This is a genomic window from Herbidospora yilanensis, assembly GCF_001570565.1.
Taxonomy (GTDB): domain Bacteria; phylum Actinomycetota; class Actinomycetes; order Streptosporangiales; family Streptosporangiaceae; genus Herbidospora; species Herbidospora yilanensis.
This window is the reverse complement of sequence record NZ_BBXE01000051.1, coordinates 32,790-58,610: the sequence shown is the minus strand read 5'-3', so window position 1 is coordinate 58,610 and position 25,821 is coordinate 32,790. Positions and strand designations below refer to the sequence as shown.

The 25,821-nt window shown below is 70.7% G+C and carries 26 protein-coding genes; 14 read left to right on the top strand and 12 right to left on the bottom strand.

Annotated features, from left to right (window positions below):
- Positions 1-61 precede the first annotated feature (61 nt).
- Positions 62-703 carry a response regulator transcription factor gene (locus AW273_RS34735; protein WP_062357780.1) on the top strand — a complete coding sequence of 214 codons (642 nt, stop codon included), beginning with the start codon at positions 62-64 and terminating at the stop codon, positions 701-703.
- 79 nt (positions 704-782) lie between these two features.
- Positions 783-1,844, top strand: a complete 1,062-nt coding sequence (locus tag AW273_RS34730; protein WP_062357778.1) for an alcohol dehydrogenase catalytic domain-containing protein — start codon at positions 783-785, stop codon at positions 1,842-1,844.
- On the opposite strand, the gene AW273_RS34725 is transcribed toward AW273_RS34730, so the two are convergent.
- The gene (locus AW273_RS34725) at positions 1,798-2,640 is read right to left on the bottom strand and encodes a helix-turn-helix domain-containing protein (RefSeq protein ID WP_083950285.1); all 843 of its coding nucleotides are present in this window, start codon (positions 2,638-2,640) and stop codon (positions 1,798-1,800) included. The genes AW273_RS34730 and AW273_RS34725 overlap by 47 nt on opposite strands.
- 87 nt (positions 2,641-2,727) lie before the next feature.
- On the opposite strand from AW273_RS34725, the gene AW273_RS34720 reads away from it, so the two are divergent.
- From AW273_RS34720 to AW273_RS34705, 5 genes are all read left to right on the top strand, one after another.
- Positions 2,728-3,126 carry a nuclear transport factor 2 family protein gene (locus AW273_RS34720; RefSeq protein WP_232327740.1) on the top strand — a complete coding sequence of 133 codons (399 nt, stop codon included), beginning with the start codon at positions 2,728-2,730 and terminating at the stop codon, positions 3,124-3,126.
- Between the two features lie 46 nt (positions 3,127-3,172).
- Positions 3,173-3,508 carry a hypothetical protein gene (locus AW273_RS34715; RefSeq protein WP_062357775.1) on the top strand — a complete coding sequence of 112 codons (336 nt, stop codon included), beginning with the start codon at positions 3,173-3,175 and terminating at the stop codon, positions 3,506-3,508.
- Positions 3,505-3,951, top strand: coding sequence for a MerR family transcriptional regulator (locus AW273_RS34710; RefSeq protein WP_062357772.1), 447 nt, complete (start codon positions 3,505-3,507; stop codon positions 3,949-3,951). The genes AW273_RS34715 and AW273_RS34710 overlap by 4 nt, the downstream gene beginning before the upstream one ends.
- Complete coding sequence (locus AW273_RS37675) at positions 3,948-4,202, top strand: hypothetical protein (RefSeq protein ID WP_157556460.1); 255 nt, start codon at positions 3,948-3,950, stop codon at positions 4,200-4,202. Before AW273_RS34710 ends, AW273_RS37675 begins: the two co-directional genes overlap by 4 nt.
- A gap of 247 nt (positions 4,203-4,449) precedes the next feature.
- Positions 4,450-5,799, top strand: a complete 1,350-nt coding sequence (locus AW273_RS34705; protein ID WP_062357770.1) for an extracellular catalytic domain type 1 short-chain-length polyhydroxyalkanoate depolymerase — start codon at positions 4,450-4,452, stop codon at positions 5,797-5,799.
- A gap of 6 nt (positions 5,800-5,805) precedes the next feature.
- Here AW273_RS34705 and AW273_RS34700 read toward each other — a convergent pair whose 3' ends face one another.
- On the bottom strand, positions 5,806-6,726 hold the full coding sequence (locus AW273_RS34700; protein WP_062357767.1) for an SDR family NAD(P)-dependent oxidoreductase: 921 nt from the start codon (positions 6,724-6,726) through the stop codon (positions 5,806-5,808).
- 104 nt (positions 6,727-6,830) lie between these two features.
- Between AW273_RS34700 and AW273_RS34695 the strand changes: the two genes are divergently transcribed.
- Complete coding sequence (locus tag AW273_RS34695) at positions 6,831-7,496, top strand: TetR/AcrR family transcriptional regulator (RefSeq protein WP_062357765.1); 666 nt, start codon at positions 6,831-6,833, stop codon at positions 7,494-7,496.
- On the opposite strand, the gene AW273_RS34690 is transcribed toward AW273_RS34695, so the two are convergent.
- The 5 genes from AW273_RS34690 to AW273_RS34675 all read right to left on the bottom strand — a co-directional run bounded on the left by AW273_RS34690 (position 7,482) and on the right by AW273_RS34675 (position 12,895).
- Complete coding sequence (locus AW273_RS34690) at positions 7,482-8,576, bottom strand: thiopeptide maturation pyridine synthase (protein WP_062357762.1); 1,095 nt, start codon at positions 8,574-8,576, stop codon at positions 7,482-7,484. The two genes, AW273_RS34695 and AW273_RS34690, sit on opposite strands and share 15 nt — an antisense overlap.
- Positions 8,573-9,397 (bottom strand): lantibiotic dehydratase C-terminal domain-containing protein, encoded by an 825-nt coding sequence (locus AW273_RS34685; RefSeq protein WP_062357760.1) that lies wholly within the window; start codon positions 9,395-9,397, stop codon positions 8,573-8,575. The genes AW273_RS34690 and AW273_RS34685 overlap by 4 nt, the downstream gene beginning before the upstream one ends.
- The gene (locus AW273_RS34680) at positions 9,390-11,783 is read right to left on the bottom strand and encodes a lantibiotic dehydratase family protein (protein WP_062357752.1); all 2,394 of its coding nucleotides are present in this window, start codon (positions 11,781-11,783) and stop codon (positions 9,390-9,392) included. Before AW273_RS34680 ends, AW273_RS34685 begins: the two co-directional genes overlap by 8 nt.
- Positions 11,784-11,794: 11 nt before the next feature.
- Entirely contained in the window at positions 11,795-11,992 is a 198-nt protein-coding gene (locus AW273_RS37670) for a hypothetical protein (protein WP_157556456.1), read from the bottom strand.
- 207 nt (positions 11,993-12,199) lie between these two features.
- The gene (locus tag AW273_RS34675; protein WP_062357750.1) at positions 12,200-12,895 is read right to left on the bottom strand and encodes a hypothetical protein; all 696 of its coding nucleotides are present in this window, start codon (positions 12,893-12,895) and stop codon (positions 12,200-12,202) included.
- 212 nt (positions 12,896-13,107) lie between these two features.
- Here AW273_RS34675 and AW273_RS34670 point away from each other — a divergent pair, with 212 nt between their 5' ends.
- The gene (locus tag AW273_RS34670) at positions 13,108-13,443 is read left to right on the top strand and encodes a helix-turn-helix domain-containing protein (protein ID WP_062357748.1); all 336 of its coding nucleotides are present in this window, start codon (positions 13,108-13,110) and stop codon (positions 13,441-13,443) included.
- A 54-nt stretch (positions 13,444-13,497) separates the two neighbouring features.
- On the opposite strand, the gene AW273_RS34665 is transcribed toward AW273_RS34670, so the two are convergent.
- Together AW273_RS34665 and AW273_RS34660 are read right to left on the bottom strand one after the other, a co-directional pair.
- Positions 13,498-14,103 (bottom strand): ClpP family protease, encoded by a 606-nt coding sequence (locus AW273_RS34665; protein WP_062357746.1) that lies wholly within the window; start codon positions 14,101-14,103, stop codon positions 13,498-13,500.
- On the bottom strand, positions 14,100-14,726 hold the full coding sequence (locus tag AW273_RS34660; protein WP_062357743.1) for a ClpP family protease: 627 nt from the start codon (positions 14,724-14,726) through the stop codon (positions 14,100-14,102). The genes AW273_RS34665 and AW273_RS34660 overlap by 4 nt, the downstream gene beginning before the upstream one ends.
- Positions 14,727-14,874: 148 nt before the next feature.
- On the opposite strand from AW273_RS34660, the gene AW273_RS34655 reads away from it, so the two are divergent.
- Positions 14,875-18,906, top strand: a complete 4,032-nt coding sequence (locus tag AW273_RS34655) for an SGNH/GDSL hydrolase family protein (RefSeq protein ID WP_062357741.1) — start codon at positions 14,875-14,877, stop codon at positions 18,904-18,906.
- An 88-nt stretch (positions 18,907-18,994) separates the two neighbouring features.
- On the opposite strand, the gene AW273_RS34650 is transcribed toward AW273_RS34655, so the two are convergent.
- Positions 18,995-20,356 carry a ricin-type beta-trefoil lectin domain protein gene (locus tag AW273_RS34650; RefSeq protein ID WP_157556454.1) on the bottom strand — a complete coding sequence of 454 codons (1,362 nt, stop codon included), beginning with the start codon at positions 20,354-20,356 and terminating at the stop codon, positions 18,995-18,997.
- A gap of 270 nt (positions 20,357-20,626) precedes the next feature.
- Complete coding sequence (locus AW273_RS34645) at positions 20,627-21,556, bottom strand: AraC family transcriptional regulator (protein WP_062357739.1); 930 nt, start codon at positions 21,554-21,556, stop codon at positions 20,627-20,629.
- A 114-nt stretch (positions 21,557-21,670) separates the two neighbouring features.
- On the opposite strand from AW273_RS34645, the gene AW273_RS34640 reads away from it, so the two are divergent.
- The 4 genes from AW273_RS34640 to AW273_RS34625 all read left to right on the top strand — a co-directional run bounded on the left by AW273_RS34640 (position 21,671) and on the right by AW273_RS34625 (position 25,446).
- Entirely contained in the window at positions 21,671-22,243 is a 573-nt protein-coding gene (locus tag AW273_RS34640; protein ID WP_062357737.1) for an NADPH-dependent FMN reductase, read from the top strand.
- Positions 22,244-22,280: 37 nt separating this feature from the next.
- Positions 22,281-22,649, top strand: a complete 369-nt coding sequence (locus AW273_RS34635) for a TetR family transcriptional regulator C-terminal domain-containing protein (protein ID WP_062357735.1) — start codon at positions 22,281-22,283, stop codon at positions 22,647-22,649.
- Positions 22,650-22,735: 86 nt separating this feature from the next.
- The gene (locus AW273_RS34630) at positions 22,736-24,730 is read left to right on the top strand and encodes a WD40 repeat domain-containing serine/threonine protein kinase (protein ID WP_062357733.1); all 1,995 of its coding nucleotides are present in this window, start codon (positions 22,736-22,738) and stop codon (positions 24,728-24,730) included.
- A 74-nt stretch (positions 24,731-24,804) separates the two neighbouring features.
- Positions 24,805-25,446, top strand: coding sequence for a dihydrofolate reductase family protein (locus AW273_RS34625; RefSeq protein ID WP_062357731.1), 642 nt, complete (start codon positions 24,805-24,807; stop codon positions 25,444-25,446).
- On the opposite strand, the gene AW273_RS34620 is transcribed toward AW273_RS34625, so the two are convergent.
- Positions 25,443-25,820: a Zn-ribbon domain-containing OB-fold protein gene (locus AW273_RS34620; protein WP_062357728.1), complete on the bottom strand. Its 378-nt coding sequence runs from the start codon at positions 25,818-25,820 to the stop codon at positions 25,443-25,445. The genes AW273_RS34625 and AW273_RS34620 overlap by 4 nt on opposite strands.
- Position 25,821: the final 1 nt, after the last annotated feature.

Below are 25,821 nucleotides of genomic sequence, written 5' to 3'. Positions count from 1 at the left end.
CCCTTGCCGGACGGGACTTTGGTCCCTGTCGCGTTATGTCCGGTAAAAGTAAATTGACGGCATGATTCGGGTTTTTCTTGTCGATGATCACGAGGTCGTCCGGCGCGGTGTCGCCGCGCTCCTGGACAGCGAGGACGACATCGAGGTGATCGGCGAGGCCGGCACCGCCGAGTCGGCGATCGCGCGCATCCCCGCGCTGCGGCCCGACGTCGCCGTGCTGGACGTGCGGCTGCCCGACGGCACCGGCGTGGAGGTCTGCCGCGAGGTGCGCAACCGGGTGCCGGGGCTGGCCTGCCTCATGCTGACCTCCTACGCCGACGACGAGGCGCTGTTCCAGGCGGTGATGGCGGGCGCGGCGGGTTACGTCCTCAAGCAGATCCACGGATCCGACCTGGTGGGGGCCGTGCGGACGGTGGCGGCCGGGCAGTCGCTGCTCGACCCGCAGACCACCGCGGCGATGCTGCACCGCCTGCGGGACGACGCGGCGCGCAAGGACCCTCTCGCCGCGCTGACCGAGCAGGAGCGCCGCATCCTGGAGTTCATCGGCGACGGGCTGACCAACCGCCAGATCGGCGAGCGCATGTTCCTGGCCGAGAAGACGGTGAAGAACTACGTGTCCACCCTGCTCACCAAGCTCAGCATGCAGCGCCGCACGCAGGTCGCGGCGCTGGCCGCGCGCATCCGGGCCGACCGGCACGGCTGAGGGCGCCGATCAGCGTCAGGACCTTCGGCCCTCCCCAATCCGGCCGGACTGGGACGAACGTGGGATGAGGAGGCGCGACATGAAGGCGATGATCTATCAAGGGCCGGGCCGGCGTTCCTGGGAGGACACGCCCGACCCCGTCGTCGGCGACCCGGCCGACGCCGTCGTCCAGATCGACGCGGTGACCATCTGCGGCACCGATCTGCACATCCTGAGAGGCGACGTGCCGGAGGTGACCCCCGGGCGGATCCTGGGCCACGAGGCCGTCGGCACCGTCGTGGAGACCGGCTCCGCCGTCGCCACCCGGCGGCCCGGTGACCGGGTCCTGGTCTCCTGCGTCTCCGCCTGTGGCCGCTGCCGCTACTGCCGCGGCGGGGTGTTCGGGCAGTGCCTGGGCGGCGGCGGATGGGTTCTGGGGCATCTGATCGACGGCACCCAGGCCGAGTACACGCGGGTGCCGTTCGCCGACACCTCCCTCTACCCCGTGCCGGACGGCGTCCCGGACAGGGCGGCCCTCATGCTGGCCGACGTCCTGCCCACCGCCTTCGAGGTCGGGGTGCGCAACGGCGCGGTGCGGCCCGGGGACACCGTGGTCATCGTCGGAGCCGGGCCCATCGGCCTGGCCGCCGTCACCACGGCGGGGCTGCTGACGCCGAACCACACCGTGGTCGTCGACCCCGCCGCACCGCGCCGGGACGCCGCCAAGACGATGGGCGCGGACGTCACGGCCGGAACGGCCGAGGAGGCCGAGACGGCGGTCGCCGAACTGACCGGTGGCCTGGGCGCCGACGTGGCCATCGAGGCCGTGGGTGTGCCCGAGACCTTCGAGTTGTGCGCCCGGCTGGTCCGGCCGGGTGGTCACGTGGCCAACGTGGGAGTGCACGGCGGCCCGGCGACGCTGCGTCTGGAACGCCTGTGGAGCAGGAACGTGACCATCACGACCGGGCTGGTCGACACGTCCTCGACACCCGACCTGATGAGGATGGTCGCCGCCGGGCGGCTGGACACCTCGGGTCTCGTCACGCACGACTTCCCGCTGCCGGAGATGGAGGCGGCCTACCGGACGTTCACCGACGCCGCGTCCACCGGAGCTCTCAAGATCGCCGCGTTCCGTGACGGCGGAGTGCCGAGCTTCCGGTGACGGGTGTGAACGGCCGGTGTTCGGCGAAGCCGACGTCGGGAGTGGTGAAGTAGGCCGCGCTCTCGGCGTCCGTCGGGTAGTACGACTCGATCGCGATCTCGTCCAGGGTGATGTCCATCGGAGTGCCGAACGTGGTCGTCGTCGAGAACAGCCGCAGCTCCCGGCCGCCGAAGCGGAAGATCATCGGGACGGCGACCTCGGACTCGGCCGGTTGACTCGCGTCCTCCGAATGAGGGGCCAGGAGTTCCTCGTAGAGCGCGGCGAGCCCGGGGTCGGGAGCCGTGGCGAGCTGCCGTGCGATCCGGATGCGCAGCAGCGCACGCACCTGCGCCAGGTTGACGATGCGCGGAGCCAGCCCGCGCGGGTCCAGCCCCAGCCGCACCATGTTGATCGGCGGGACCAGCAGGTCGGGGGCGACGCCGACGAGGAACGGGTCGAGGGCGCGATTGCTCATCACGATGTCCCACCGGCGATCGACGGCCAGCGCCGGATACGGCTCGTGCGCGCGCAGCACCCGTTCGATCGCGTCCCGGGCCGCCGACAGCGCCTCCTGACCGAGCGTCCGCTCGGCATAGCGGGGCGCGAAGCCGGCAGCCAGCAGCAGCCGGTTGCGCTCTCGCAACGGCACGTCGAGCTGCTCGGCCAGTCGCAGGATCATCCCGGCGCTCGGGTGGGACTTGCCGGTCTCCACCAGGCTGACGTGGCGAGCCGACACATCGGCGGCGATCGCGAGATCCAGCTGGCTGAGCCGGCGGCGGTGCCGCCACTGCCGCAGCAGTTCGCCGACCGTGTACATGGACGACGATGCTACTCATCGAGCAGCCGGACGCCATGACATGCGATTTCATCGACAACATCCCGGACGCTGGAAACACTGCTGCCCGTGACCACGCAGAACATGACCCACGACAACAAGAGCATCGTCCAGCGGGCGCTGACCGCACTGGTCGCGACCGGCGACGTCGACGCGCTCGCACCATTGCTGAGCGACGACTTCCGCCACCACCGTCCGGACGCGAGCTCCAAGACGAAGTCGGAATGGCTGGCCGCCGTGGGCGCCGCGCTCGTCCCGCTCGCCGGCATGCAGGTCGAGATCCAGCACGTGCTGGCCGACGGCGATCGCGTCGTGATGCATTCGCGGCGCCGGCTGCCCGGTGCCGGGCCGGAGATCGTGGTCGTCGACATCTGGCGGCTCGACGACGGTCTGATCGCCGAGGCATGGGAGATCATCGAGCCGGTGTCCCAGGCGGCCGCCAACCTGACGTGGTGGGAGACCCGCTGATCGCCGCCTTGCATCCGGTACCGGGGTACAGGTTTACCGTCGACGTATGAGCGACCAAATCGTGTGGGCGCCGTCGGCGTGCACGTTGCCGACCGCTGAGCGGCCGCTGCGGGTGGCCGAGTTCGACGCCCTCTTCGCCGAGACCCTCCAGGCCGTGCGGCGTAAGAGCGCCACCCGGCTGCGGCTGGAGCTCGTCTCCGCCCCCGAGCACGCGGCGCGGGCGGCCGAGCTGGCGGCGCGGGAGACCGGCTGCTGCTCGTTCTTCACCTTCACGGTGACCGTCGCCGGGGGCGGCCTGGCGCTGGAGGTGGCGGTCCCGGCCGAGCACACCTCAGTGTTGGAGGCGCTGCGGGCGCGCGCCGAGGCCGCGATCACGTCATGAGGCAGGACGTGCACGTCTCCGACCGGCACGGGCCGTATCTGCGCAGCGGGCAGGTGGCCGAACGCGCCGGGGTCAACCCGCAGACGTTGCGTTACTACGAACGGCGCGGCCTGATCGCCGAACCGGTTCGCAGCCCCGGCGGCCACCGGGCCTATCCGCCCGAGACGGTGACGCTGCTGACGGTGATCAAGGCGGCGCAGCGGCTCGGGTTCACCCTCCAGGAGGTCGCCGAGCTCATCGACCCCGGCCGTCGCGGGCACCCGACGCCGGACCTGCGCGCCCGCGCCCAGGCGAAGATCGCCGAGGTGGAGGCGAAGATCGCCGACCTGACCACCGTCCACGCGGCGCTGACCGCCGTGGTGGCGGCCGGGTGCGACAGCCTGACCGGGTGCAACTGCCCCGACTGCCCGCTGCCGTCCCCCTCAGGAGAACCGGCCAGATGAGCCGATGCGGACCACCCCGGCGGAGCCGGGTCGCCGCGACGTTGGCCGTGGTGGCGTGCGGGGCCTGCTGCGCGCTGCCGGTGATGATCGGGGCCGGGCTCCTCACCGGGGCGGGCGCCGCATTCGCCGAGCAGACGCTCCTGACGGTCGCGGGCACGTGGTGGCGGCACCGTCGCAGGAGCACGGCGCACACCTGTGGCGGGTCGGGTGGCGGGTCGGGCCGCGGCTGCTCCCGTCCCGGCACCGCGTGAAATTTTCACCTCCGCGCGCGTGCGCCGTTCCCGTCGGCGGCGCCTCGCCGCGAGAGCCGTACCGGAAAGCCCTCCCGGTCTGCCTGTCGAAACGCCGGAGCCGCCGCCGCCCTCCCCGGCACGGGCCGCGGCAAGCACGAAAACCGGCTCCTTGACAGCCGGAAAGCGGCTCTTAACCTGAGGTCCGCACGGGATCGAATCGATACGACAGGAGACCGCGTTGCTCCCCGCCGAACACGTGAAACGTATGAGCAGGGCGGTGCTGGCGGCTCTCGTCCTGTGCCTGACCTGGGCCGGAACCCTCGTCGGATTGCCGTCGGCCGCCGCCGCGGCCCTGACCCAGGTGACGAACTTCGGCGCCAACCCGACGAACCTCAAGATGTACATATACGTGCCGGACAACGTCGCGGCCCAGCCCGCGCTCCTGGTGCTCACCCACTACTGCGGCGGGTCGGCCGGGGCCATCTTCAACGGCAACGGGCGCGACTACGTGACCGCGGCCGACAGGTACGGGTATGTCATCGTCATCCCGGAGGTCACCCGTACCGAGAAGTGCTTCGACGTGTCCACCTCCGCCGCGCTGCGGCGCGACGGCGGCGGCGACTCCACCGGTGTCATGGCGATGGTCGCGTGGGCGCGCCAGCGCCACAACGTCGATCCGGCGCGGATCGTGGTCAGCGGGTTCTCCTCGGGGGCGATGATGACCAACGTGCTGGCCGCCCAGTATCCCGACGTGTTCGCAGCGGGTTCGGCGTTCTCCGGAGTTCCCGCGGGGTGTTTCGCGACCACGAACGGGTCGTTGTGGAACAGCCAGTGCTCCGGCGGGCAACTGATCAAGACGGCGCAGCAGTGGGGCGACCAGGCCCGGGCGATGTATCCCGGATACACCGGCCGCCGGCCCCGCATGCAGCTCTGGCACGGCACCACGGACACGACGCTCCACTACAACAACTTCGGCGAAGAGATCAAGCAGTGGACCAACCTGCACGGGTTGAGCCAGACTCCCTCGTTCACCGACCAGCCGCAGTCGAACTGGACCCGGACCAGGTACGGCACCACCTCGGCGCAGGCCACGGTCGAGGGCATCAGCATCAGCGGGGTCGGCCACCAGCTCCCCATGAGCGGCCAGCTCGCCTATGCCATCACCTTCCTCGGCCTCGACGGCGGCGGCACCCCCTCTCCGTCCCCGTCCCCGTCGCCGTCCACCGGCACGGGCGGCGCCCTGAAGGGCGTCGGATCGGGACGCTGCCTGGACGTGAGCGGCGCCTCGCAGGCCAACGGCGCGCAGGTGCAGATCTGGGACTGCAACGGGCGTCCGAACCAGCAGTGGACCACCACGACCTCAAGTGAGCTGCGGGTGTACGGCGGCAAGTGCCTGGACGTGAACGGCGCGGGCACCGCCGACGGCAGCGGGGTGATCATCTGGGACTGCAACGGCCAGAACAACCAGAAGTGGCGCCTCAACTCCGACGGCACCATCACCGCGGTCGGGGCCGGAAAGTGCCTGGACGTATCCGGCTACGGCACCGCCAACGGCACCAGGCTGCACATCTGGACCTGCCACGGCGGCACCAACCAGAAATGGACCCGGGCCTGACTCCGCCTACCTGACGGCACGCGCCACGTCGAGGGGGAACCGCACCCCGGTGAGGTCTTCGGAGACGGCCCAGAGCCGCTGCTGGACGGCCGCCTCGTACGACTCCCGGCTGGAGGTGACCAGCCGGGGGTGGCCCATGACCTCGTTGCGCCCGCCGGGACCGTAGTACTGGCCGCCGAGCGCGGCGGGGTCGGTGGCGGCGCGCAGGGTCGGCAGCGCGCCCATCGCCGGAGTCTGGGTGATCAGCGGCGCGAGCCAGGTGAGCGGTAGCCGGAGGGCCGGGGGGACGTTGCGGGCGAGCTCGGTGCCGGACATGCCGGGGTGCGCGGCCAGCGCGACGGTGGTGCCGTGCGCGGCGAGCCGGCGCTGCAGCTCGTAGGTGAACATCAGGTTGGCCAGCTTCGACTGGCCGTAGGCGGCGACCCGGCTGTACGACCGCTCCCACTGCAGGTCGTCGAAGTGGATCGCGGCCCGGATGCGGTGGCCGGTGCTGCTGACCGTCACCACGCGCGAGCCGGGCACCGGCAGCATCAGGTCCAGCAGCAACCCGGTGAGCGCGAAGTGGCCGAGGTGGTTGGTGCCGAACTGCATCTCGAAGCCGTCGCGGGTGGTCTGCTTCGGGGTGTACATCACGCCGGCGTTGTTGACCAGCAGATCGAGCCGGTCGAACCGGGACCGCAGCGCCGCCGCCGCGGCCCGGACGGAGTCGAGCGAGGTCAGGTCGAGCGCCTGCACGCTCACGTCACCGGTCAGGCGGGCCGCGGCCCGCTCGCCCTTCTCGACGTCGCGCACGGCGAGCACCACGGACGCCCCGCGCTCGGCGAGCGCCCTGGCGGTCTCGTGTCCCAGCCCGGTGTTGGCCCCGGTCACCACGGCCACCCGGCCGCTCTGGTCAGGAATGTTGGCCGTCGTCCACTTCTCGCTCATGCCGGGCTCCCCAATAACGTACCGAAGGTATCTTGTGCTGGCGACATTAAGATACCTGCGGTACGTTGTCAACGTACCGCAGGTATCTAAGTAAGCTGGCGATCGTGACCTTCCAGCGGGCCCGGACCGAAGAGCAGCGCGAGATCCGCCGACGGGCGATCCTCGACGAGGCGTCGGCGATGCTCGACGAGATGCCCGTGGCCGCGGTCACCCTGAACGAGCTCAGCCGCCGGGTGGGCCTGGCCAAGCCGAACGTGCTGCGCTACTTCGAGTCCCGCGAGGCGGTGCTGCTGGAACTGCTCGACCGCTTCCTGCACGACTGGCTGACGGAACTGGCGGGGGAGCTGGCCGACGGCGTCGACGAGCACCTCCCCATGGCCGGGCGAGCGGCGGCGGTGGCCGAGATCCTCAGCCGCTCGCTCTCCAGCCGGGTGGTGTTGTGCGACCTTTTCGGCGCGCAGGGCGGCGTCCTGGAACACAACGTGTCCGTCGAGGTCGTGGCCCGCTACAAGCGGGCCTCATTGGGCCGCCTGACGACCATGACGGCCCTGCTCCGGAAGTACCTGCCGGAGCTGGGCGAGAACGCGACGTTGTTCAGCCTCCAGACCATGGTCATGGCGGGGGCGCTGTCGGCGTACGGCACACCTCCGCCCAGCCTGCGGGCGGCCTACGAGGCCGAGCCCGACCTGGCCCGCTTCCACTTGGATCTGAAGGACTCCCTGAAGCTGGCCCTGACCGCGACCCTCCTGGGCGTGCTACCCCGCCGCTGATCCCGGTGCGGGCACGACAGTGTAGTCGCGGGCCTTCTCCAGCGGAGAGACGCCATACTCCTCCTCCACCGCCGACGCGACGAGATGGCAGAGCAGGTGCCGCTGGAGCGGGGTGACACCGAGCCGGGCCAGATGCGCGTACAGCATGTTGACCACCAGACGGTGGGCGCGGAACCAGTCCGAGCCCAGCACCTCGGTGCGGTAGCGGTCGGTGGACAGGAGCACGTCGAAATAGTCGACCGGATGACGCCGGTCCACCCGCCGGTCCGAGGCGTCCAGGTCGATCTTCCCGGCGGCCAGCAGCGGGAGGGCGAGCTCCTTCTGGCGGCGGGTGAAGGCGATCCAGTCCTGTACGTGCGCCGCGGGCTCGCCGCCGTCGACCGACTCCACCACGCCGACCACCGCGGCGCGCAGAGCCGGGGCGTTCGCTCTGTACCGGGCCTCGAAGGCGGCCGTGACCGCGTCCCGGTTCTCGAAGTCCGCGGTGGCCGCCGCCACGTGCGAGCGGTAGGACATGTAGCCGCGCGCGATAGGCGGGACGCTGACGTGCGCCACGGCGACCATGAGATCGATGGCGACCTCGAACAGCGTGAGCTCACCCCGGCGGATCCGGTCGAGCGTGCCGAAGGTCAGGCGGGTGCTCTCCGCGGCGGCGGCGTCGACCAGGTCGGCGAGAGCCGTGCCGCCGAAGATGTGCAGACGGTCGTCGTAGGGCTCGGTCTGAAGGGAGTTGTCCGGATACCAGGGCTGCAACGGCCCGGTCTCGTCTTCCCGCGCGGCCAGCAGCCGGTGGGCCGCCAGATGGTCGCGTTCGTCGAGCCGCGCGGTGGAGGGATGGTCGCGCAGATAACCGGTGATCGTCTCCGTCGCGACGGGAAGGATCTCCCGATCCCAGTCCCGCGCGGTCGCGCGGAGGTTCAGCCGCAGGTGCGGCCCCCGGCGCCAGTGCCGCACGATGTACGGCCGCCCGATCAGGCCGTCGAGACGCTCGACGAGCGGGCGGACGCAGTCGAGGATCAGATCGTCCTTGGCCTGCTCGTAGTAGCGGATCTGGACGGCACGCCAGCCGACGTCGTTCACCCGGTTCCCTCCCTGGTGGCGGCGGTCAGGTAACGCACATGGGCCTCCTCCGCGATCGACAACCCGAGCCGGTTGCAGAACAGGTGCGCGCACCGGTCCAGCACGTCCGCCCGCACTCCGGCCCGGCGCAGGGCGTCGATCGACCGCCACCACACACCGGGCGGACCGTCGTCGTCGGCGCCCTCGGCGATGTGCCGGCAACGTTCCGCCTGCGCGGTGAGGGCCTCCCGCTGGCTGACGAACAACGCGGCCTGCCGCGCGGACGCCGGGAGCCGATCCCGGCGGCGGAGGTCTGGCGCGGCCAGGCGGGTGAGCGTCAGCGCTGTGAAGGCGTGACCCAGCCGGCGTCGCCGGTCGGGCTCGCCCCGCAGCACCGCCAGCGCGATCCGGCTGGAGTCGGCGAAATGCCGCTCGACGGCGGCGACCGCCTCGGGGCCGCCGAACGTGACGTATTCGGGCCGGTAGGGGATCGCCTCCACGTGGTCGTCGGGCCGCAGCCGCCGGTCGTAGGCGGCCAGGCCCTCCCGCCGTGCCCATTCCCCGGCGAGCAGCGTGTACCGCTCACGGTCCCACGGGCCCGTCGTCGGATGGGCCGCCAGATGCTTCTCCAGCGCGGCCGTGGCGTGCTTCTCGATCGCCGCCGCGTCGCCGGGGATCCGGGGCAGCAGGCGCAACCGCAGGTGAGGGCCGCCCTCCCAGTACCGGAGGAAGAAGTACCCGCCGAGCTCCAGTTCCCCGACCAGGCGGTGGACGGCCGTGGTGAGCAGCAGATCGGTGTCGGACCGGTGGAAGACGTGCAGCGAGATCCAGCCGTCAGGCACGGCCCACCTCCACCACGTATTCGCTCACGTGACGGCCCCCTCCACCGACGTCGACGGCCGCGTCGAAGTCCGGGAGCGGCTCGTGGAAGACGACCATCGGACCGCTCGTGTCCAGCCCCCGGTCGAACAGCGCCACCAGGGCGGGGTCGGCGAGATCGAGATAGGTCGGCTTGGCCAGCCGCGACGTTCGCAACCGCTCATGGACCGGCGCACCGGGAACGCGCGAGGACACGAAACACCGCTCCGGCAGCCCGTGCCCGGCGAACCAGGCGGCCAGCGCGAGCAGATGCGCCGCCGCCGAACCGCCTCCCCGGCGCGGGATCTCACCCGCCGGGACGTACCAGGCGGCACGGGCCACGGTGACCAGCCCCACCGACACCCGTTCCGTCCGCACGATCCGGTCCGGAACGACCTCGGGCGGCCGGGAGAAGATCTCCGCGAGCTCCATCACCGGACTGGGGACGTCTCCGAAGAACTGCAGCAGAAGCCGCGCCGTACGCGGCAACAGCAGAGGCGCCACCATCCCCGTGTAGACCGGCCGAATGCGGACGCCGTCTCCGGCCCGCACCAGGACGAGACCGTCCGGGCCGTGCCGCACGGCCAGTTCTCCCAGGCCGACGACGTCCCCGCGCGGAACCACACCCGGATAGCCGAATTCCAGCGACGCCACCGGCGACCGCAGATTGACGTTGTTGCCGAACAACCCGCTGATCTCCACCGGCAGTCCGTGCTCCACCCCGAGCGGCCGGTTCTCGCCGACGCGAACCCCCGCGACCCTCAGCAGGCGGTGCACCCGGCTGCGCATCGCCCCATGCCCCGGGCCGAAGCCGTTGAGCACCAGCCGTACCGGCGTCTCGTCCGGCGGCCCGATCGTCTGCACGAAACACGACACCGATCCCACGGCTCGGCCGGTGGCCAGACCGGCCGGCACCGCCGGATCGATCACGCCGGACGGCAACGCGCGCAACGCCGCGAGCTGCGCGTCCCGCAGCACGGCGGGCGTCTGCCACGGATGCGTCAAAGCCCGCAGTTCGGCCGACGACCCGAGCATTCGGTGGAACCGGCCGAACGGCACCTGCGCGCCCGCGCCGATCCGCTCCGCGAACAGGTCGGCCGCGAGCGCCCGCGCGTACCGGTCGCGGTCGAAGACCGCCGCGAAGTCGGCGACCGTCCGCAGGTCGTCCAGCGCGGGCCGCCAGGCGTCCAGGCCCAGCCGGGGACCCGGCGAACCGACCACGGCGTTCTCGTGGAAGAGATTACGGTCCGGCAGATCCGCGCCCAGCGTGGACAAGGCGGCCCGCACCTGCCCGCCCAGCGCCGCCCGTTCGTCCACCCCGACCGCTCGCGGGTACCGGGCCAGCACGTCCCGCACGACGGCCAGCGCCTTGCCCGCCGGATGCGTCCCAAGGCGATCGACCAGATCGGTCAGGTGGGAATCGGCCTGGTCGGCGACCGGGGGCAGCAGCTCCAGCACCCCCAGCTCGACCAGGCCGGCCCGCTCGCGCGGATCGCCGAAAGGCGGGCGCAGCCGCCGCCGCAGCGCCGCCGACACGGCGACACCGGTGAACGCGTCCTCCCGGCCGGTCAGGAACCACAGGCGGCCGTCGTCCTCGGCGAGGCTCGGATTGGCCCTGACCTCGAACAGCGCGGCCAGCTCATCGTCGGTCCGGGCCAGATCGGAGAGCAGCCGCAGCAGCAGCGGCACGTTCGGCTCGACCGCGCTGCGCCACCCCCACGCCCCCTCCCACCGGACCGGCACATCGTCGTCGCCCCACCGCCCGAGCGTCGTCATCATGAAGGTCGAGTGAGGGCTGGTCTTCGCGACCACCCGCGCCAGATACCGGGCGAGCCGCAACACGAGCCGGCGCGACGGCACGCCACCGGGCGGCTCGGCCAGCCACCGGCGCAACGCGTCGGACATCGCCGGTCCCGCCTGAAGCACCCCATAACCGAAGACATCGGTCGCGACCCACCGGCGCAGCACCTCGACGGCCCCGCGGGACTCCCGGTCGAGCAGTTCCGGCAACCCCCGGACCAGCTCGTCATGCCGATCGAGATCCTCGAACCAGGCCGCGATACGCCGGCCCAGGCCGGCCACCTCCACCGGACGGCCCCGTCTCGTGTTGTACAACGCCCGCCGCAGCGCCACCAGCGCCGCCCGCTCGGGCCCGGCCTCCGCCGCCCCGATCACCGGCTCCAACTCGACGGCGAGCCGCCGCCCCTCCACCGCCAGCCGTTCACGAAGGGCCAGAATCTCCTGTACGCGTCCCCACGAGGCCGCGCACCTCGACTCCGCCAGGGCCGCCACCGGCAGCGCGGCCACCCTCACGACCACGGCCGCGTCGATCTCGACGCGTCCCTGCGGACCCCGACGCGCCGAGACCATGCCGGGAAGACCTAGATCAACCAGCTCGTACGCCCGATGCCGGAAGCTCCGACTTCGGTGTTGCCCAGCCCCATGCCCAGGGCTTCGACGAGATCCTCGCCCGGAAGCTCGACCGTCGTCACGTCGAGCGAATTCAGATCAAGGTGGAGCGGTTCGTCATTCGCCATCTGCTCTCCCGTTTCTCGCGCGATTTCGGGGACGATCGTCACGATAAGCAGACCGGTTGATCACGTCCAGTTCGGCGACAAACGAGCGGTCGGCGACAATAAGTAATGTCCACCTCTGGGACCTGCGACGATAACGGCCCGTAAGATTTCCGAACCGGCGAATTCCAGGATGGTGAGAGATTACTTCTCTTCATCGCATTCGCCGGACGGCGCGCACCATGGCCTCGCGCCGTGTGGGCCCCGAGCGGGTCAGAGCAGCGTCGGCAATTCCGCCTTCGTGAACGTCAACTGGGAGACCCTCGCCTTCGGTTCCTTGAGAAAGTCGACGTACGCCGCCAGATGGAAGGGATCGTTCACCACGAGATTCTTGACATGATCCGTGCCCGGAGGAGTACGCCGATGACGGGCGAACCAGGGATCGACGACGAAACACAGGTCTCCCCACTCGTCGACCTTGTCGGCATTTCCCGTGCGGTTGCGATCGACGACCGCGAACCCGTGGCCCGCACCCGAATCGACGTGCGCGAACAACTCCACCACGGCGTCATCGGGGAGCGATTCGGCGTTCTCGGCCACCCATCCGATGGCGGCGCAGGTGAACATCGTGCAGACACCGCCCTTCATGGTCTTCAGCAACTCCCGGCCGTAGGTGACGTACGCCTTCTTGGCCCGCACCCGTAACTCCTCGACCACTTCCGAGGTCATCTGGGCCCAGTTCGCCTCACTGTCGATGAGGCCGGCCTTCTTCGCGAGCAGGACCAGGTTCTGCTTCTGCGTACCCGGAGCGGCGAAGGTGACCTTGTCGGCGACGAACTCGGGCACCCCGACCAACCCCGGGCTGCCCGAGAAGGAGGGGGTCATCGGCTCGGTGATCGACTTCGACGGATTCCAGACCTTCGCCGTCGCGAGCGGGGTGAGCAGCAGCCCCTCATTGATCGCCGCCATGGCACTGATCTTGGCTTGCGCCGGAGTCGTCACGAATCCTCCATCTACGCCGGGGAAATGCCTGCGCAGCTTCTCACCCGGACGGGGACACGACAAGGACCGTTCCATCCCCCGGGGGCATGACCCATCAGTCTCCAATGGCGACGGCAGATCTGGTTGTGCTGTGCGCGAAGCCGCCGCGACGGCGGCGCGGTGACTGTTTATGGTGAGGCATGGCCTCCTCTGTTACGCCGCTGCGGCGGGTGAGCGACCGAAGCGAGCCGGAGCCCGCGCGCGAGCCGCTGTGGCGGGAGGCGCTCGGTGAGTGCCTGCGGGAGATCCGCCACGAGCGTGGTGAGAAGCTGGCGGAGACCGCGCGCCGCGCCGGGGTCTCGCCGCAGTACCTCTCCGAGATGGAACGCGGCGTCAAAGAGCCGTCGAGCGAGATGATCGCCGCGGTCGCCGGGGCACTCGACGTCACCCTGGTCGAGCTGACCTCCGCCGTGACCGAGAACCTGCGGGCGGCGCAGGGCGGCATGTCGGCGGGGGCCACCCTGCTGGCCGCCTAGCGTGACACCTACGGCGCAGGGTGGCATGTCGGCGGGCGCCGCCCGGCCGGCCGCCTAGCGAGACCGGGTGCGCGAGTGCTCGTCGATGATCTGGTCGAGGAGCCCGTATTCCATCGCCGCCGGCGCGGTGAAGACCCGGTCGCGGTCGGTGTCGGCGCGCAGTGTCTCGACGGTCTGGCCCGTGTGACGCGACAGGATGCGCTCGATGTCGGCCCGGACACGCACGACCTCGTCGGCCTGCAGGATGAGATCGGGGATCGCGCCGCGCCCCTGGGCGGCCGGCTGGTGCAGGACCACCCGTGCGTGCGGCAGGGCGGCCCGTTTCCCTTCCGCGCCCGCCGCGAGAAGCACCGCGCCCACCGCGATGGCCTGGCCGACGCAGGTCGTGGCGACCTTCGGGCGGATGTAGCGCATCGTGTCGTAGATCGCGAGCATCGCGCTCGGGTCGCCGCCCTCGCAGTTGATGTAGAACTGGATCTCGGCATCGGGATTGTCGGATTCCAGGAAAATCAACTGCGCGATGAGCGCGTTCGCGACACCCGCGTCGATCGCCGTGCCCAGGTAGACGATTCGCTCGGTGAGCAGATGTGAATAGACGTCGAGAATACGCTCGCCCCGCGAATTGCGGGCGATGACGTTGGGGATCGTGTACGTGCTCATCGGGCCGCTCCTTCGGTGACGCCGAAACCGAGCCGATGGTGGGCGAGCGGCGCGATCTCGCCGAAATCGCTGACGATCGAATCGATGAAGCCGTAGTCGAGCGCCTCCCGGGCCGTATACCAGCGGTCGTGCAGGGAGTCGTCGAAGATGCGCTCCACGGGCTGGCCGGTGTCTTCGGCGATGAGGCCGAGCACCGTGTCACGGGTGTGGCGCAGGTCGCTGGCCTGCAGTTCGATGTCGACGGCGGTGCCGCCGATGCCGGCCGACCCCTGGTGCATCAGCACCCGCGCATGGGGGAGGGCACGGCGTTTCCCCCGTGCGCCCGAGGAGAGCAGGAACTGACCGGCGCTGTAGGCGATGCCCAGCACCAGCGTCGACACGTCACACGGGATCAGCCGCATGACGTCACGGATCGCCAGCATCGACGGCACGGAACCACCCGGCGAATGGATCCACAACGCGATGTCGGCAGAGGGGTCCTCCATGGCGAGGGTTATCAGCTGCGTGGTGAGAAGGGTGCCGTTGTCGTCGTCGAGTGGTCCGTCGAGAACGAGCGTTCGCTGCTCGTAGAGCCGACGCCGCAAATGCACGTCGAACAGAGGGGCTTTCGAATCTTCGCTCATGCGTCCAGCATGTGGGGCCGCCCGGTGCGATATCGACCCGATCCGCCTGCGGCGGATCCGCTCAGAGCAGCGCGCGGAACGTGGCCGCCCCGTGCCGCGACGCCACATGGCAAGGCCGTGTCAAGACGGCCTGCCGATGCTCCCGGCTATGAGACACCCCCGGCGGCTGCTCCTCATCGGCGCCACGATCGCCGCCAGTCTGCTCACCTCCACGGCCCCCGCGCTGGCCGAGCCGCCCGCGCCCACTCCGGCCCCGTCGCCGCAGCACCTCGACCTGTCGTCCGTCCAGCCGGAGTTGCGTGACCGCGTGCTCGGTGCGAACTGGCAGAAGTCGACCGACCTCGCCGTCACCACGGCCGGTGACGCGACCGGGTTCCACGTGTTCACGGCGACGGCCGCCTCGGGCTACCGGTGGCGGACCGTCGCCACGCTCACCGAGCCGGGCATGGACACCGACCAGTGGATCGGCAACGCCTGCCTTACCGGATCCGGCACCAGGATCGTGGCCGTCTACGCGCCGCGCCACTTCACCAACCGCGACTGGTTGTTCAGCCGGGGCGCGTTCGCCGCGATCATCGACGCCAAGACGGGAGCCGTCACCAAGCTCCGCGACCAGGTGACCCTCGCCTACTTCAACCCGGGCTGCGGCGCCGGTGACACGGTCGCGCTCACCCAGGGTGTCAGCGAGCGGCACGGCACCACCCGCCTCCTCACGGTCGACACCGCCGCCAAGCGCGTGACCAGGGCCGTCGTGACCGCCGGTCAGCTCACCTCGGCCGTCCCCGTGGGGGACACGGTGGTCGCGGCCGACGGCGCCCGGCTCGTCGAGGTCCGGGCGGGTGGCGAGCTCGTGCGACTCGCCGCGACCGAATCGGTGCCCTTCGACCTGCGCGCGACCGCCGACGGCGGCGTGGCCTTCGCCACCCGCGACGGCGCGTCGGTCAGGGTCCGTCACCATCTGGGCGGGACCACCCGCGAGCTGGCGTCGGGCCGCCTGGGCGAGCTGACGGTCCAGTCGGGCACGAACGGCCGTGTCTTCCTCGTCGGCCGGGCCGACCGGCAGGCCGCCCTGCCGCAGGGCGTGTCGCTCCTGGACGCCCCGGCCTCCGCCGACGTCTCCTCCGAGGGCGGCCTGGCGGTCACCGGCGCGGCGATGCGCGGGCTGCGCGCGGGCCCCGGCGGCCCGCCCGCCGGACCGCCGGACGCGACGGCGCTGGGCGACGACACACCCGGCGTCAGCCCCGAGGTGCCCGACGCCGAGCCCGTCGACATCACCGCACAGGTCGTACCGACCAAGGCCGACGTCGGCTTCGAGGTGCAGCCGGGCGCGGACCTGCTCCCGGCGGCGGCCTCCGGCCGCGCAGTCAACCCGAAGCCGGCGCCGGCCCTCAGGGTGGTGGGCCCCGCCGTGACCACCTCGGTCGCCGGGACCGTCGACACCGGCTACCGGTGCGCGATCCCGCGCAACGACCCGGCGATCCAGGTCTACCAGCCGCACTGGCGGCAGGTGGAGTGGGCCGTCGACCAGCTCGTCTTCAAGAACCGGCTGAACGTGACCCGCCCGAACGGTTGGAAGGGCTCGGGCCTGCCAGGGTGGAACCCGCAGACCGAGTTCCCCGTGCCGGACCTCCAGGGCGGCGGCCGGATCCCGGTGTCGATCATGTTCGGCATCCTGGCGCAGGAGTCGAACCTGTGGCAGGCCCAGCGCAGCGTGCTGGAGGGCGAGACCGGCAACCCGCTGGTCGGCAACTTCTACGGCGTCAACGTCTACGACGACAACCCGGCCAACGACTGGGACGTCGACTTCACCAAGGCCGACTGCGGCTACGGCATCTCCCAGCAGACCGACAACATGCGCGGCGACGTGTCCCAGTGGAGCCCCAACACGCAGAAGCGGGTGGCGCTCGACTACGTCACCAACATCGCGGCGGGCATGTCGACCCTGGCCCAGAAGTGGAACCAGATCTGGACCGACACCGACGGCCAGGCGAAGGTCCACGACGGTGACCCGTCGAAGATCGAGAACTGGTACCTGGCGGTGTGGGCGTACAACTCCGGCTGGCACGCCAAGGCCGACGCCTGGAAGATCGACAACTACGGCACCCCGAACAACGGCGCGTGGGGCGTGGGCTGGACGAACAATCCCGCCAACTCGACCTACCGGCCGGACCGCCGCCCGTTCCTCGACGACAACAACTACGCCGACGCGGCGCATCCGCAGGACTGGCCCTACCAGGAGAAGGTCCTGGGCTGGGCGGCGTGGCCGATCACCAAGACCTACTGGGACCCGGCCCAGAACAAGACCGTCGCCGAAGGCGGCTACAACTACGCCTGGTGGACCACCCCGGGTTACCGCACCATGATCGTGCCGACGATCTCCAACACGGGAATCGTCGACAACAACGTCTTCTGCGCGCCGGGCAACGAGTGCCAGCCGCCGCCGACGGGGAACGGGCACGGCACCTGCCAGCGCTCCGACTTCAAGTGCTGGTGGCACTTCTCCCAGGAGTGGAAGGACTGCACGTCGGCGTGCGGGCACGAGGCGTCTCTCCGGTACGACTCCACCTGGGCCTCGACCGAACGCGTCGAACCCACCGACCAGTGGACGATGTGCCGGACCCCCGGGCTGCCCTCCGTCGGCGGCGACACGACGAAGGTCCTGATCGTCGACGACACCACCGTCCCGGCGGTACGCGGCGGCTGCGACAACAGCGGCTGGACCAACAGCGGCACCCTGACGTTCGACTTCGCCCAGGACTCCGCCGGCCGGGTGCCCGCCCGTGCCGACTTCCAGCAACTCGGCAACGGGTTCGGCGGCCACGAGTGGTTCGCGTACACCCGCACCAGCGCCGGGAACGGCGACGTCATGCGGGTGACCGGCACCTGGAAGCCGAACCAGGACATCAACGGGTGGGCCCGGGTGCTGGTCCACATCCCGAAACGGCGGGCGGAGACCCAGCAGGCCCCGTACACGATCCATCTGGGCAACAACGTGCGGGAGACCCGTTACCTCAGCCAGAGCCGGGAGCAGAACGCGTGGTACAACCTGGGCGTCTTCCAGTTCGCCGGGCGGCCGGAGGTGTCGCTCACCAACCTGAACCCGGAGGGCGACGGCTCGGCCGCCGTCTCCTGGGACGCGGTCGCCTTCCAGGTGCTGAAGAACCGGCCCAAGCACTTCGTCGTCGCCATGGGCGACTCCGTCACCTCGGGTGAGGGCGTCGGGAACTACTACGCCGAGACCGACTTCGGCTACCAGACGCCGCGCTGGAACGCCTGCCGCCGCAGCTCGGACGCCTGGATCCGGCAGACCGTCCTCCCGGGCGAGACCCAGACCGTCGGCCAGCTCGCCGACTCCTTCGATCCGAGGCTGGACTTCGCGTTCGTGGCCTGCTCGGGCGCCGACGCGCGGGACGTGTTCGTGGACCAGTACGCGTACATGGATCAGCCGATGGGCGCCTGGTCGGACTATCGCGGGAAGGCGGAAGGACGGTTCCGGGAGGCGGCCCAGCTCGAAAGCGGCTTCCTGACCAAGAACACGACCCTGGTCGCGCTGACACTCGGAGCCAACGACGCCGACTGGTCCGACGTCCTGGCCGGCTGCTACCTGATCAACTGCAAAGCCGGCGGCAGCCCCTACGAGGACCAGCTCAGGGCCCGCATCACCGACGTCCTGAACACCAAGATGGAGTTCGGCCTCCCCGCCAACGTGGCCGACATCCTCCGGCAGATCGAGAACAAGACGGACAACAAGAACGGCAACCGGGGGAAGAAGGCGAAGATCGTCCTCATGGGCTACCCGAACGTGCTCGGCGGCACCATCTGCCAGCGCTTCGACCAGGACGAGATCGGAATGTTGCAACGGCTCGGCGGCCACTTCGTCACCGAGGCGAAGAACACGGTGCAGGGACTGCGGGCCACCGGTAACGAGGTGTCCTTCGCGGACTCCCTCCCGGCCTTCACCGGTCACGGGGCGTGTGACGCCGACCCGTGGATCAACAAAGTGATCTTCACCAAGACCGGTCCCGGCGACTTCACCGACATCTGGGACGGCTGCCTCGCCGACGGCGGCCGGTGCGCGAGCCGCTCCGCCCTGCACCCCACCAGGAGAGGCGCCCAGGAGTTCGCCACCGTGTTCGGGAACCACCTCCGCAGCTCCGAGGTGAACTACACCGGCTGGTAGCGGCGCCGCGCGGACCCCGGTTGACGCCCGTGCGCCGGGTCCAGGCGACTTCGCCTGGACCCGGCGTCCCTCCTCGGTGGTCAGGCGGTCAGGCCCTGGTCCATCTCTGGGTGGCCTGGCCGTTGCACGTGGCGACGGTCACGGCGGAGGTGTTGCCGGTGCCGGTGACGTTGAGGCAGAGGTTGTTGGCGCCGCTGGTCACGGTGCCGTTGGAGTTGAAGGTCCACTGCTGGTTGTTGTTGGTGTGGCAGTCCCACAACTGCACGCGGGTGCCCGAGCCGGCGTTCGTGGGGGAGTCCAGGCACTTGCCGAGGGTCTGGAGTCTGCCGGAACCGTAGCTGAAGAGCTGGTTGGCGTTGGTGTGGCAGTCGTAGATCTGCAACTGGGTGCCGTTGGCGCTGGCGCTGTTGGGGGAGTCGACGCAACGCCCGGCGGCCTCGTTGCGCAGGCGGAAGCTGGTCGCGGGCGTCGGGGTGGGCGTCGGGCCGGCGCTCGGGCTCGGGGTGGGAGTGGGCGACGGATCGGGGTTGGAGGTGCTCTGGAACTGGGAGATGAACTTCCACACCTCGTTCTTGGTCCAGGTCTGGGCGCCGTTCTCGGTGTAGGTCCCGTCCACGGGGGCGGGTGTGTGACCGTTGTCGTACGCGGCCCAGACGACGGGATATCCGGCCCGGCACCCCGAGTAGGCGGTGACGACGTGCGCCCGGCTGCCGGAGGCCGGCTCAGGCGGGTTCTGGGACGTGCAGCCGTTGTTGCGGACGAACCTGTCCCGCAGCGTCCGTCCCTGCGAGATGTTGAGGACGTTGTCGGTGATGCCGTGCAGTCCCATGTAGGCGATGGGCTCGGTGCCGCCGTTGCATCCGCTGAGCTGCGCGCCGGCGAACACCGCGACCGCGCGGAAGACCGTCGCGCGGCTGCACGCGAGGGAGAAGCTCATGCCGCCGCCGTAGCTGAAGCCCATCGCGAAACGCAGCGAGGGGTCGACGCAGAGATCCGACTCCACCCGCTGCATGATGTCGTCGAAGAGGGTGACGTCCTCGCCGTTGGAGTTGGCCCAGCCGTTGTTGAGCCCCTGCGGCGCGATGAAGATCGCGGTGTTGTTCGAGAGCTGCCGCTGTCCGTAATAGGACCAGGAGGCCCCGCTGCCGCCGCCGGAGTCGACGTCGTTCATGGTGCCGTTCAGCCAGTGGATGCCGAAGATCAGCCGGTAGGGATTGTTGTTGTTGTAGTTCGAGGGAATTCGCAGAATGAAGCTGCGATTCTTGCCGCTGGACTGAATGGTGTGCGTTCCGCTGGTCAGCGTCGGGGTCTTCCCGCATCCCGAGGTTCCCGCGAGCGCGGCGGCCGATGCTCCCGCGCTGCCGCCGCTGCTCATCGCCGCGTGCCCGGTGGCCAGGACGAGTGCCGCCGCCAGCGCCACGGTCCCGAAGACGGATCTACGCTTCCACATTCGCGCTGCCCTCCGGCTGCCGGGGCCGGACCGACGTTGAAGACATGTTCTGCGTTCCTCTCCTTCAGGTCCCATCGCTCACACGCTGTAGGGGATGACGCAGCGGAGCACATACGACCCGGTCGGGGATGTCAAGCAACTTGATATACGACCCCGGAGGCGCGCCTGGGCAGCATGCCGGCCTGGGAAGACGCGTTTCCGCTCCCGGCGCACAGGATGAAACTTTCGTTTGTGAAGAGGCCGGCGGGACCGCGCCGCCGGGGCTCCGGCTCAGGCGGCTCCGCGGGCGGCTCGGTGCCGGAACCGGCCGGGCGCGACGCCGAACTCGCGCTTGAAAGCGTTGCCGAAGGCGAACTCCGACCCGTAGCCCACCCGCTCGGCCACCTCCGCCACCGACGCCTCCGACTCGCGCAACATGCGCGCCGCGGTCACCAGGCGCCACCAGGTCAGGTAGGCCAGCGGCGGTTGCCCGACCAGCCCCGTGAACCGGCGGGCGAAACCGGCCCGCGACATGCCCGCGTGGACGCCGAGCGACTCGACCGTCCAGCGGTGGGCGGGGGTGCGGTGGATGGCGTCGAGCGCGCGGCCGATGGCGGGATCGGCGAGTGCGGCGGCCCATCCGGTCATCGCGCAGGGCTCCTCCTGGGTCTCGAAGTAGGCCCGCAGGACGTAGAGCTGCAGCATGTCGAGCAGCGACGACACGACGGTGTCGCTGCCGGGGCGCGGGTCGTCGATCTCGGCGGCCAGCAGTTCGACGGCGGCCCGCAGCTCCGGGTGGCTGCCCAGCGTCGCGGGCAGGTGGATCACCCCGGGCAGCGCGTTGAGTATCGGGTGGGTCCGGTCGGGGTCGATCTGGTAACTGCAGGCCAGGGTCACCGTCTCGGTTCCGTCGCCGGTCTGGCCGGCCGAGGCGAACAGGTCCGAATGCGGCGCGCAGTCCGACTCGACCAGCGGCCTCGCCGGATCGTCGGCCAGCCCGAACGGGCCGCTGTGCGGCAGGAACACCACGTCTCCCACGCTCAGCGGAACGGGCTCACCGCCGGGGGGAATGAGCCAGCACGACCCGCGCAGCACGACATGGAACCCCGCCGACCCGGGCGCCACGCGGAACGACACCCCCCAGGGCGCCCGCCACGAGACGCGGACGGAGGCGGGGCGGCCGCCTCGCATGAAGGCCACCACGTCGCTGAGCATGTCCATGCGCGGAGTCTAGAGCACGAGACGATCGCGTATAAATGTTGGACAGCAGCGCATTCACTATCTCAGAAGCCCTCCCTACGTTGGTTCCCGTAACCGACTGAGGAGGCATTCCGCATGCTGAGGACAGGCATCATCCTGGGCAGCACCCGTCCCGGCCGCAACGGCGAGGCGGTGGCACACTGGGTCCACGATCTGGCGGTCAAACGAGGCGACGCCGAGTACGAACTCATCGATCTGAAGGACTACGGCCTGGGCAACCTCGACGAACCCGAGCACCCCGCCATGGGCCGCTATCAGCACGAGCACACCAAACGCTGGTCGGCCACGATCTCGCCCCTGGACGCGTTCGTGATCGTGACCCCCGAGTACAACAACTCCTATCCCGGCGCGCTCAAGAACGCCCTCGACTTCCTGTACGCCGAATGGGCGAACAAGGCGGCCGGTTTCGTCGGCTACGGCGTGGACGGCGCACCCCGGGCGATCTCCCACCTGCGCCACGTCCTGGGCCTGCTCAGCGTGGCCACCGTGTCGAACCAGGTGGGCCTGTCGATCCACACCGACTTCGCCGACGGCTTCAAGCCCGCCGCCGTCCACGAGGACCGGCTGAACCTCGTGCTCGACCAGGTCCTGGCCTGGGGCTCGGCCCTGCGCGCGCTCAGGACAGGAAGCGCAGAACCCGCGCGTTGACTTCGGCGGCGCACTGGCCCGCGATCGAGTGGGTGGCGTGCGGCCAGAGTTCGACCTGGCCGCCCGGGATGAGCGCGCGGGCCCGCGCCACCACCTGCGGGCCCTGCTGGTGGCCCTGCTGCGGGTCGACCCGGTCAGCAGGATGGAGACGCTGGTGGGCTCGGCCCTGTTCGCCCGCGCGCTCAGGAACCCGGTCTTGGCCGTACGCTACCGGCAGGGCCGGGCCGCGCTCACCGACGTGGTCGCCGGTCAACTGGCGGCGGCCGGAGTGGAGGGCGACACGAGGGCCGCGGCCGACACGACGCTGGCGCTGATCGACGGGCTGGCGTCCGACATCCTGCTGGGCCACCACACCCCCGAAGCGGCGCTCGTCCTGCTCGACGGGCAACTGAGATCGGCCCGATGAGGAATGTGATCTCGAAACCGAGACCCGGCATCACGAGAACGCGTCGTATCGTGTAGATCGCCCGAGTGAACCGACAAAGGAGCGGGATGCCGGACGTTCACCCGCTCCGACCCGGAGACCCCGAACGGATCGGCGCCTACCGGCTGGTCGGCGTGCTCGGCACCGGCGGTCAGGGAGTGGTCTACCAGGGGATCGACGAGGCCGGGCGCAAGGTCGCCGTCAAGCTGCTGCACCCTCCCCTGAACCGCGACAGGCACGCAGCGAAGGGTTTCCTGCGTGAGGTCGAGGCGGTGCGACGGGTGGCCGCGTTCTGCACGGCGGCCGTGCTCGACGTCGGGCTCCTGGACCAGCAGCCGTACATCGTGAGCGAGTACATCGCCGGGGACACCCTCCAAACGCTCGTCCGCTCCGCCGGCCCGCGGACGGGTGGCGCGCTGGACCGGCTCGCGATCTCCACCCTGACGGCGCTCGCCGCCATCCACGAAGCCGGAATCGTGCACCGCGACTTCAAGCCGGCCAACGTGCTGGTCGGGCCGGAGGGGCCCATCGTGATCGACTTCGGCATCGCCAAGGCGCTCGACTCGACCACACTGGCGTCGGGGCCGATCGGCACGCCGGCCTACATGTCGCCCGAGCAGTTCAGGGGCGAGCGCGTGACACCCGCGTCCGACGTCTTCAGCTGGGCGGGCACGATGGTCTTCGCCGCGACCGGCCGTCAGCCGTTCGCGGGGCAGACCGTTCCCGCCCTCGTGAACGCCGTCCTCAGCAGGGAACCCGACCTCTCCGGAGTGCCCGCTCACCTGGGGGACTCCCTCAGGTCGTGCCTCGCCAAGGACCCCGCGCTACGCCCGCCGGCGGCCGATCTGCTGCGACGGTTGATCAGGCCGGCGGAGCCGATCCCGTCGCCGGTGAACACCGAGCCCGCGCGCGTACCGGTGAACGACGCGCCGACCCGCCCGCACCAGGCCGGGAAGATGAGCCGCCGCGTGCTGATCGGCGGTGCGGCCGCCGTGGGCGCGGCGGCGATCTCCGCCCTCGCCGTCTTCCGCGACAGAGAACTCACGCCGTCCCCCTCCACCACTCCGTCGGCCACCCGTGAGGGTTCGCCCGCCCCCGTCGCGGCGGCCCGGCCCTTCGGCGCGGAGGTCAGGGGGCCGATCGCCCTGCCCGGGGGAGACGGTGTCCCGACGTCCGTCGCCGCCGCCGGGGCCACCGTCGTCTGCGGCACGTCCGAGGGCGTCACGTTCGTCTGGGACGCCGACACCACCACGCTCACCCGGCTCGGCGATCGAGGCGCCGCGGTGACCTCGGCGGCGATCGGCACCCGTGGCGGCACGCCGGTCGTGACCACCGGACACACCGACGGCACGCTACGGTTGTGGAGCCCGACGGGCGCGGAGCTCGCCACGCACCGGGCCGGCGACCCCGTCATCGGGGTCTCGGCCGGTCGGCGGGCGGTGGCCGTCACCCAGAAGTACGACAGCCTGAGCGACCTGCACAGTGTCGTCCGCCTCATCGACATCGCCACCGGCAGGCAGATCGGCGCCACGATCACCGACCACTTCCAGGGCGTCAGCGGCCTGGCGTTCGGCCGGCTCGGCGACGACGACGTGCTCGTCACCGGTGACGGGGAGGAACGAATCCGGGTCTGGAGCCTCGCCACCGGAAAACTCCGGCATTCCTTCGGCACCGGCGACGTCGGCGGCATCGAACTGCTCGCCTGCGGCGAGTCCGGCGGCAGGCCCATCCTGGTCTCCACCCACCTGGACGCCACCCTCCGCGTCCACGACCTGGCCACCGGCGAAAGCCGGCAGAAGTGGCCGTTCAGCGACCGCAGCCCCGACGACCGCGGCGCCGCCGCCCTCGCCGCCGGGCGACTCGGCGACGTGCCCATCGCGGTGGTCGCCCACAACCCGGCCGGCGACGAGATCACCGTACGGATCTGGAACCTCGACACCGGCGAAGTCGTCGGCGAACTCGGCTCCGCCCCCACCGTGGCCCTGGCCGAACTCGCCGGCCGATCCGTCATCGTGGGCGCGACCCGGGACCGCACACTCCGCGCCTGGAGCCTCGGCCCCTGAACCCGCGGAGGCATGTAGAGAACGGGCCGCCGGCTCCGACTCATCGGTGAGAGCCCGACCAAAGGAGCCCGCTCATGTCCGCGGTACGCGTCCACAATCTCTCGATCTCGCTTGACGGTTTCGCCACCGGCGACGGCCAGGCCCTCGACGCGCCGTTCGGGCACGCCGGGGAACGGCTGCACGAGTGGATGTTCGCCACCCGGTTCTGGCACGAGACGCAAGGTGGCGACGGCGGCGCCGGGGGCGCCGACCACGTGTTCGCGGCACGGCACGGTCACGGCATCGGCGCCGAGATCATGGGCGCCGGCAAGTTCGGCCCGCCCGGCTGGCAGGACGACCCGGCCTGGCGGGGCTGGTGGGGGGACATCCCGCCGTTCCGGACGCCCGTCTTCGTGCTCACCCACCGGCCGAGGCCGTCGATCGAGATGGCCGGCGGCACCACCTTCCACTTCCTGGACGCCTCACCCGCCGAGGCGCTCACCCGGGCCCGTGCGGCCGCCGACGGCCTGGACGTGCGCGTCGGCGGCGGGCCCACGGTCGTTCGCGACTTCCTCGCCGCCGGGCTGATCGATCATCTGCACCTGGTGCAGGTGCCGATCCTGCTCGGCCGCGGGGTCCGGCTCTGGGACGGGCTGGAGGCGCTGGAGGAGACGTACACGATCGAAGCGGTTTCGGCTCCCTCAGGTGTCACGCACCTGACCTTCACCCGGCTCTAGCCGGCGGCGCCGAAGACGGGGACGGCCTCGCCGCCCTGGGGTTGTTCGAAGGCGACCCGGACCCGGAGATCCCGCAGATCATCGGGCAGGTCGCCGACGAGCTGGGTCTGCATCCAGGGGCCCTCGTCCAGGCGGACGATGGCGACCGTCACCGGCGGCAGCTTCCGGTTGTGGACGATCGACCACGTCTCGACGGTCCCGGTCCCGGCGGCGGCGGCCCAGGCCGTCAGCTCGCACCCGCACGCGGGGCAGGTGCGGGCCTGGGGAGCCGCGAACGCGCCACACGCGCAGGATCGGATCAGGAGTTCTCCCCGGGCGGTGCCGTCGAAGAACTCGGTGGTGGCGGCGTCGCGCCGGACGATTCCCACGGGCATG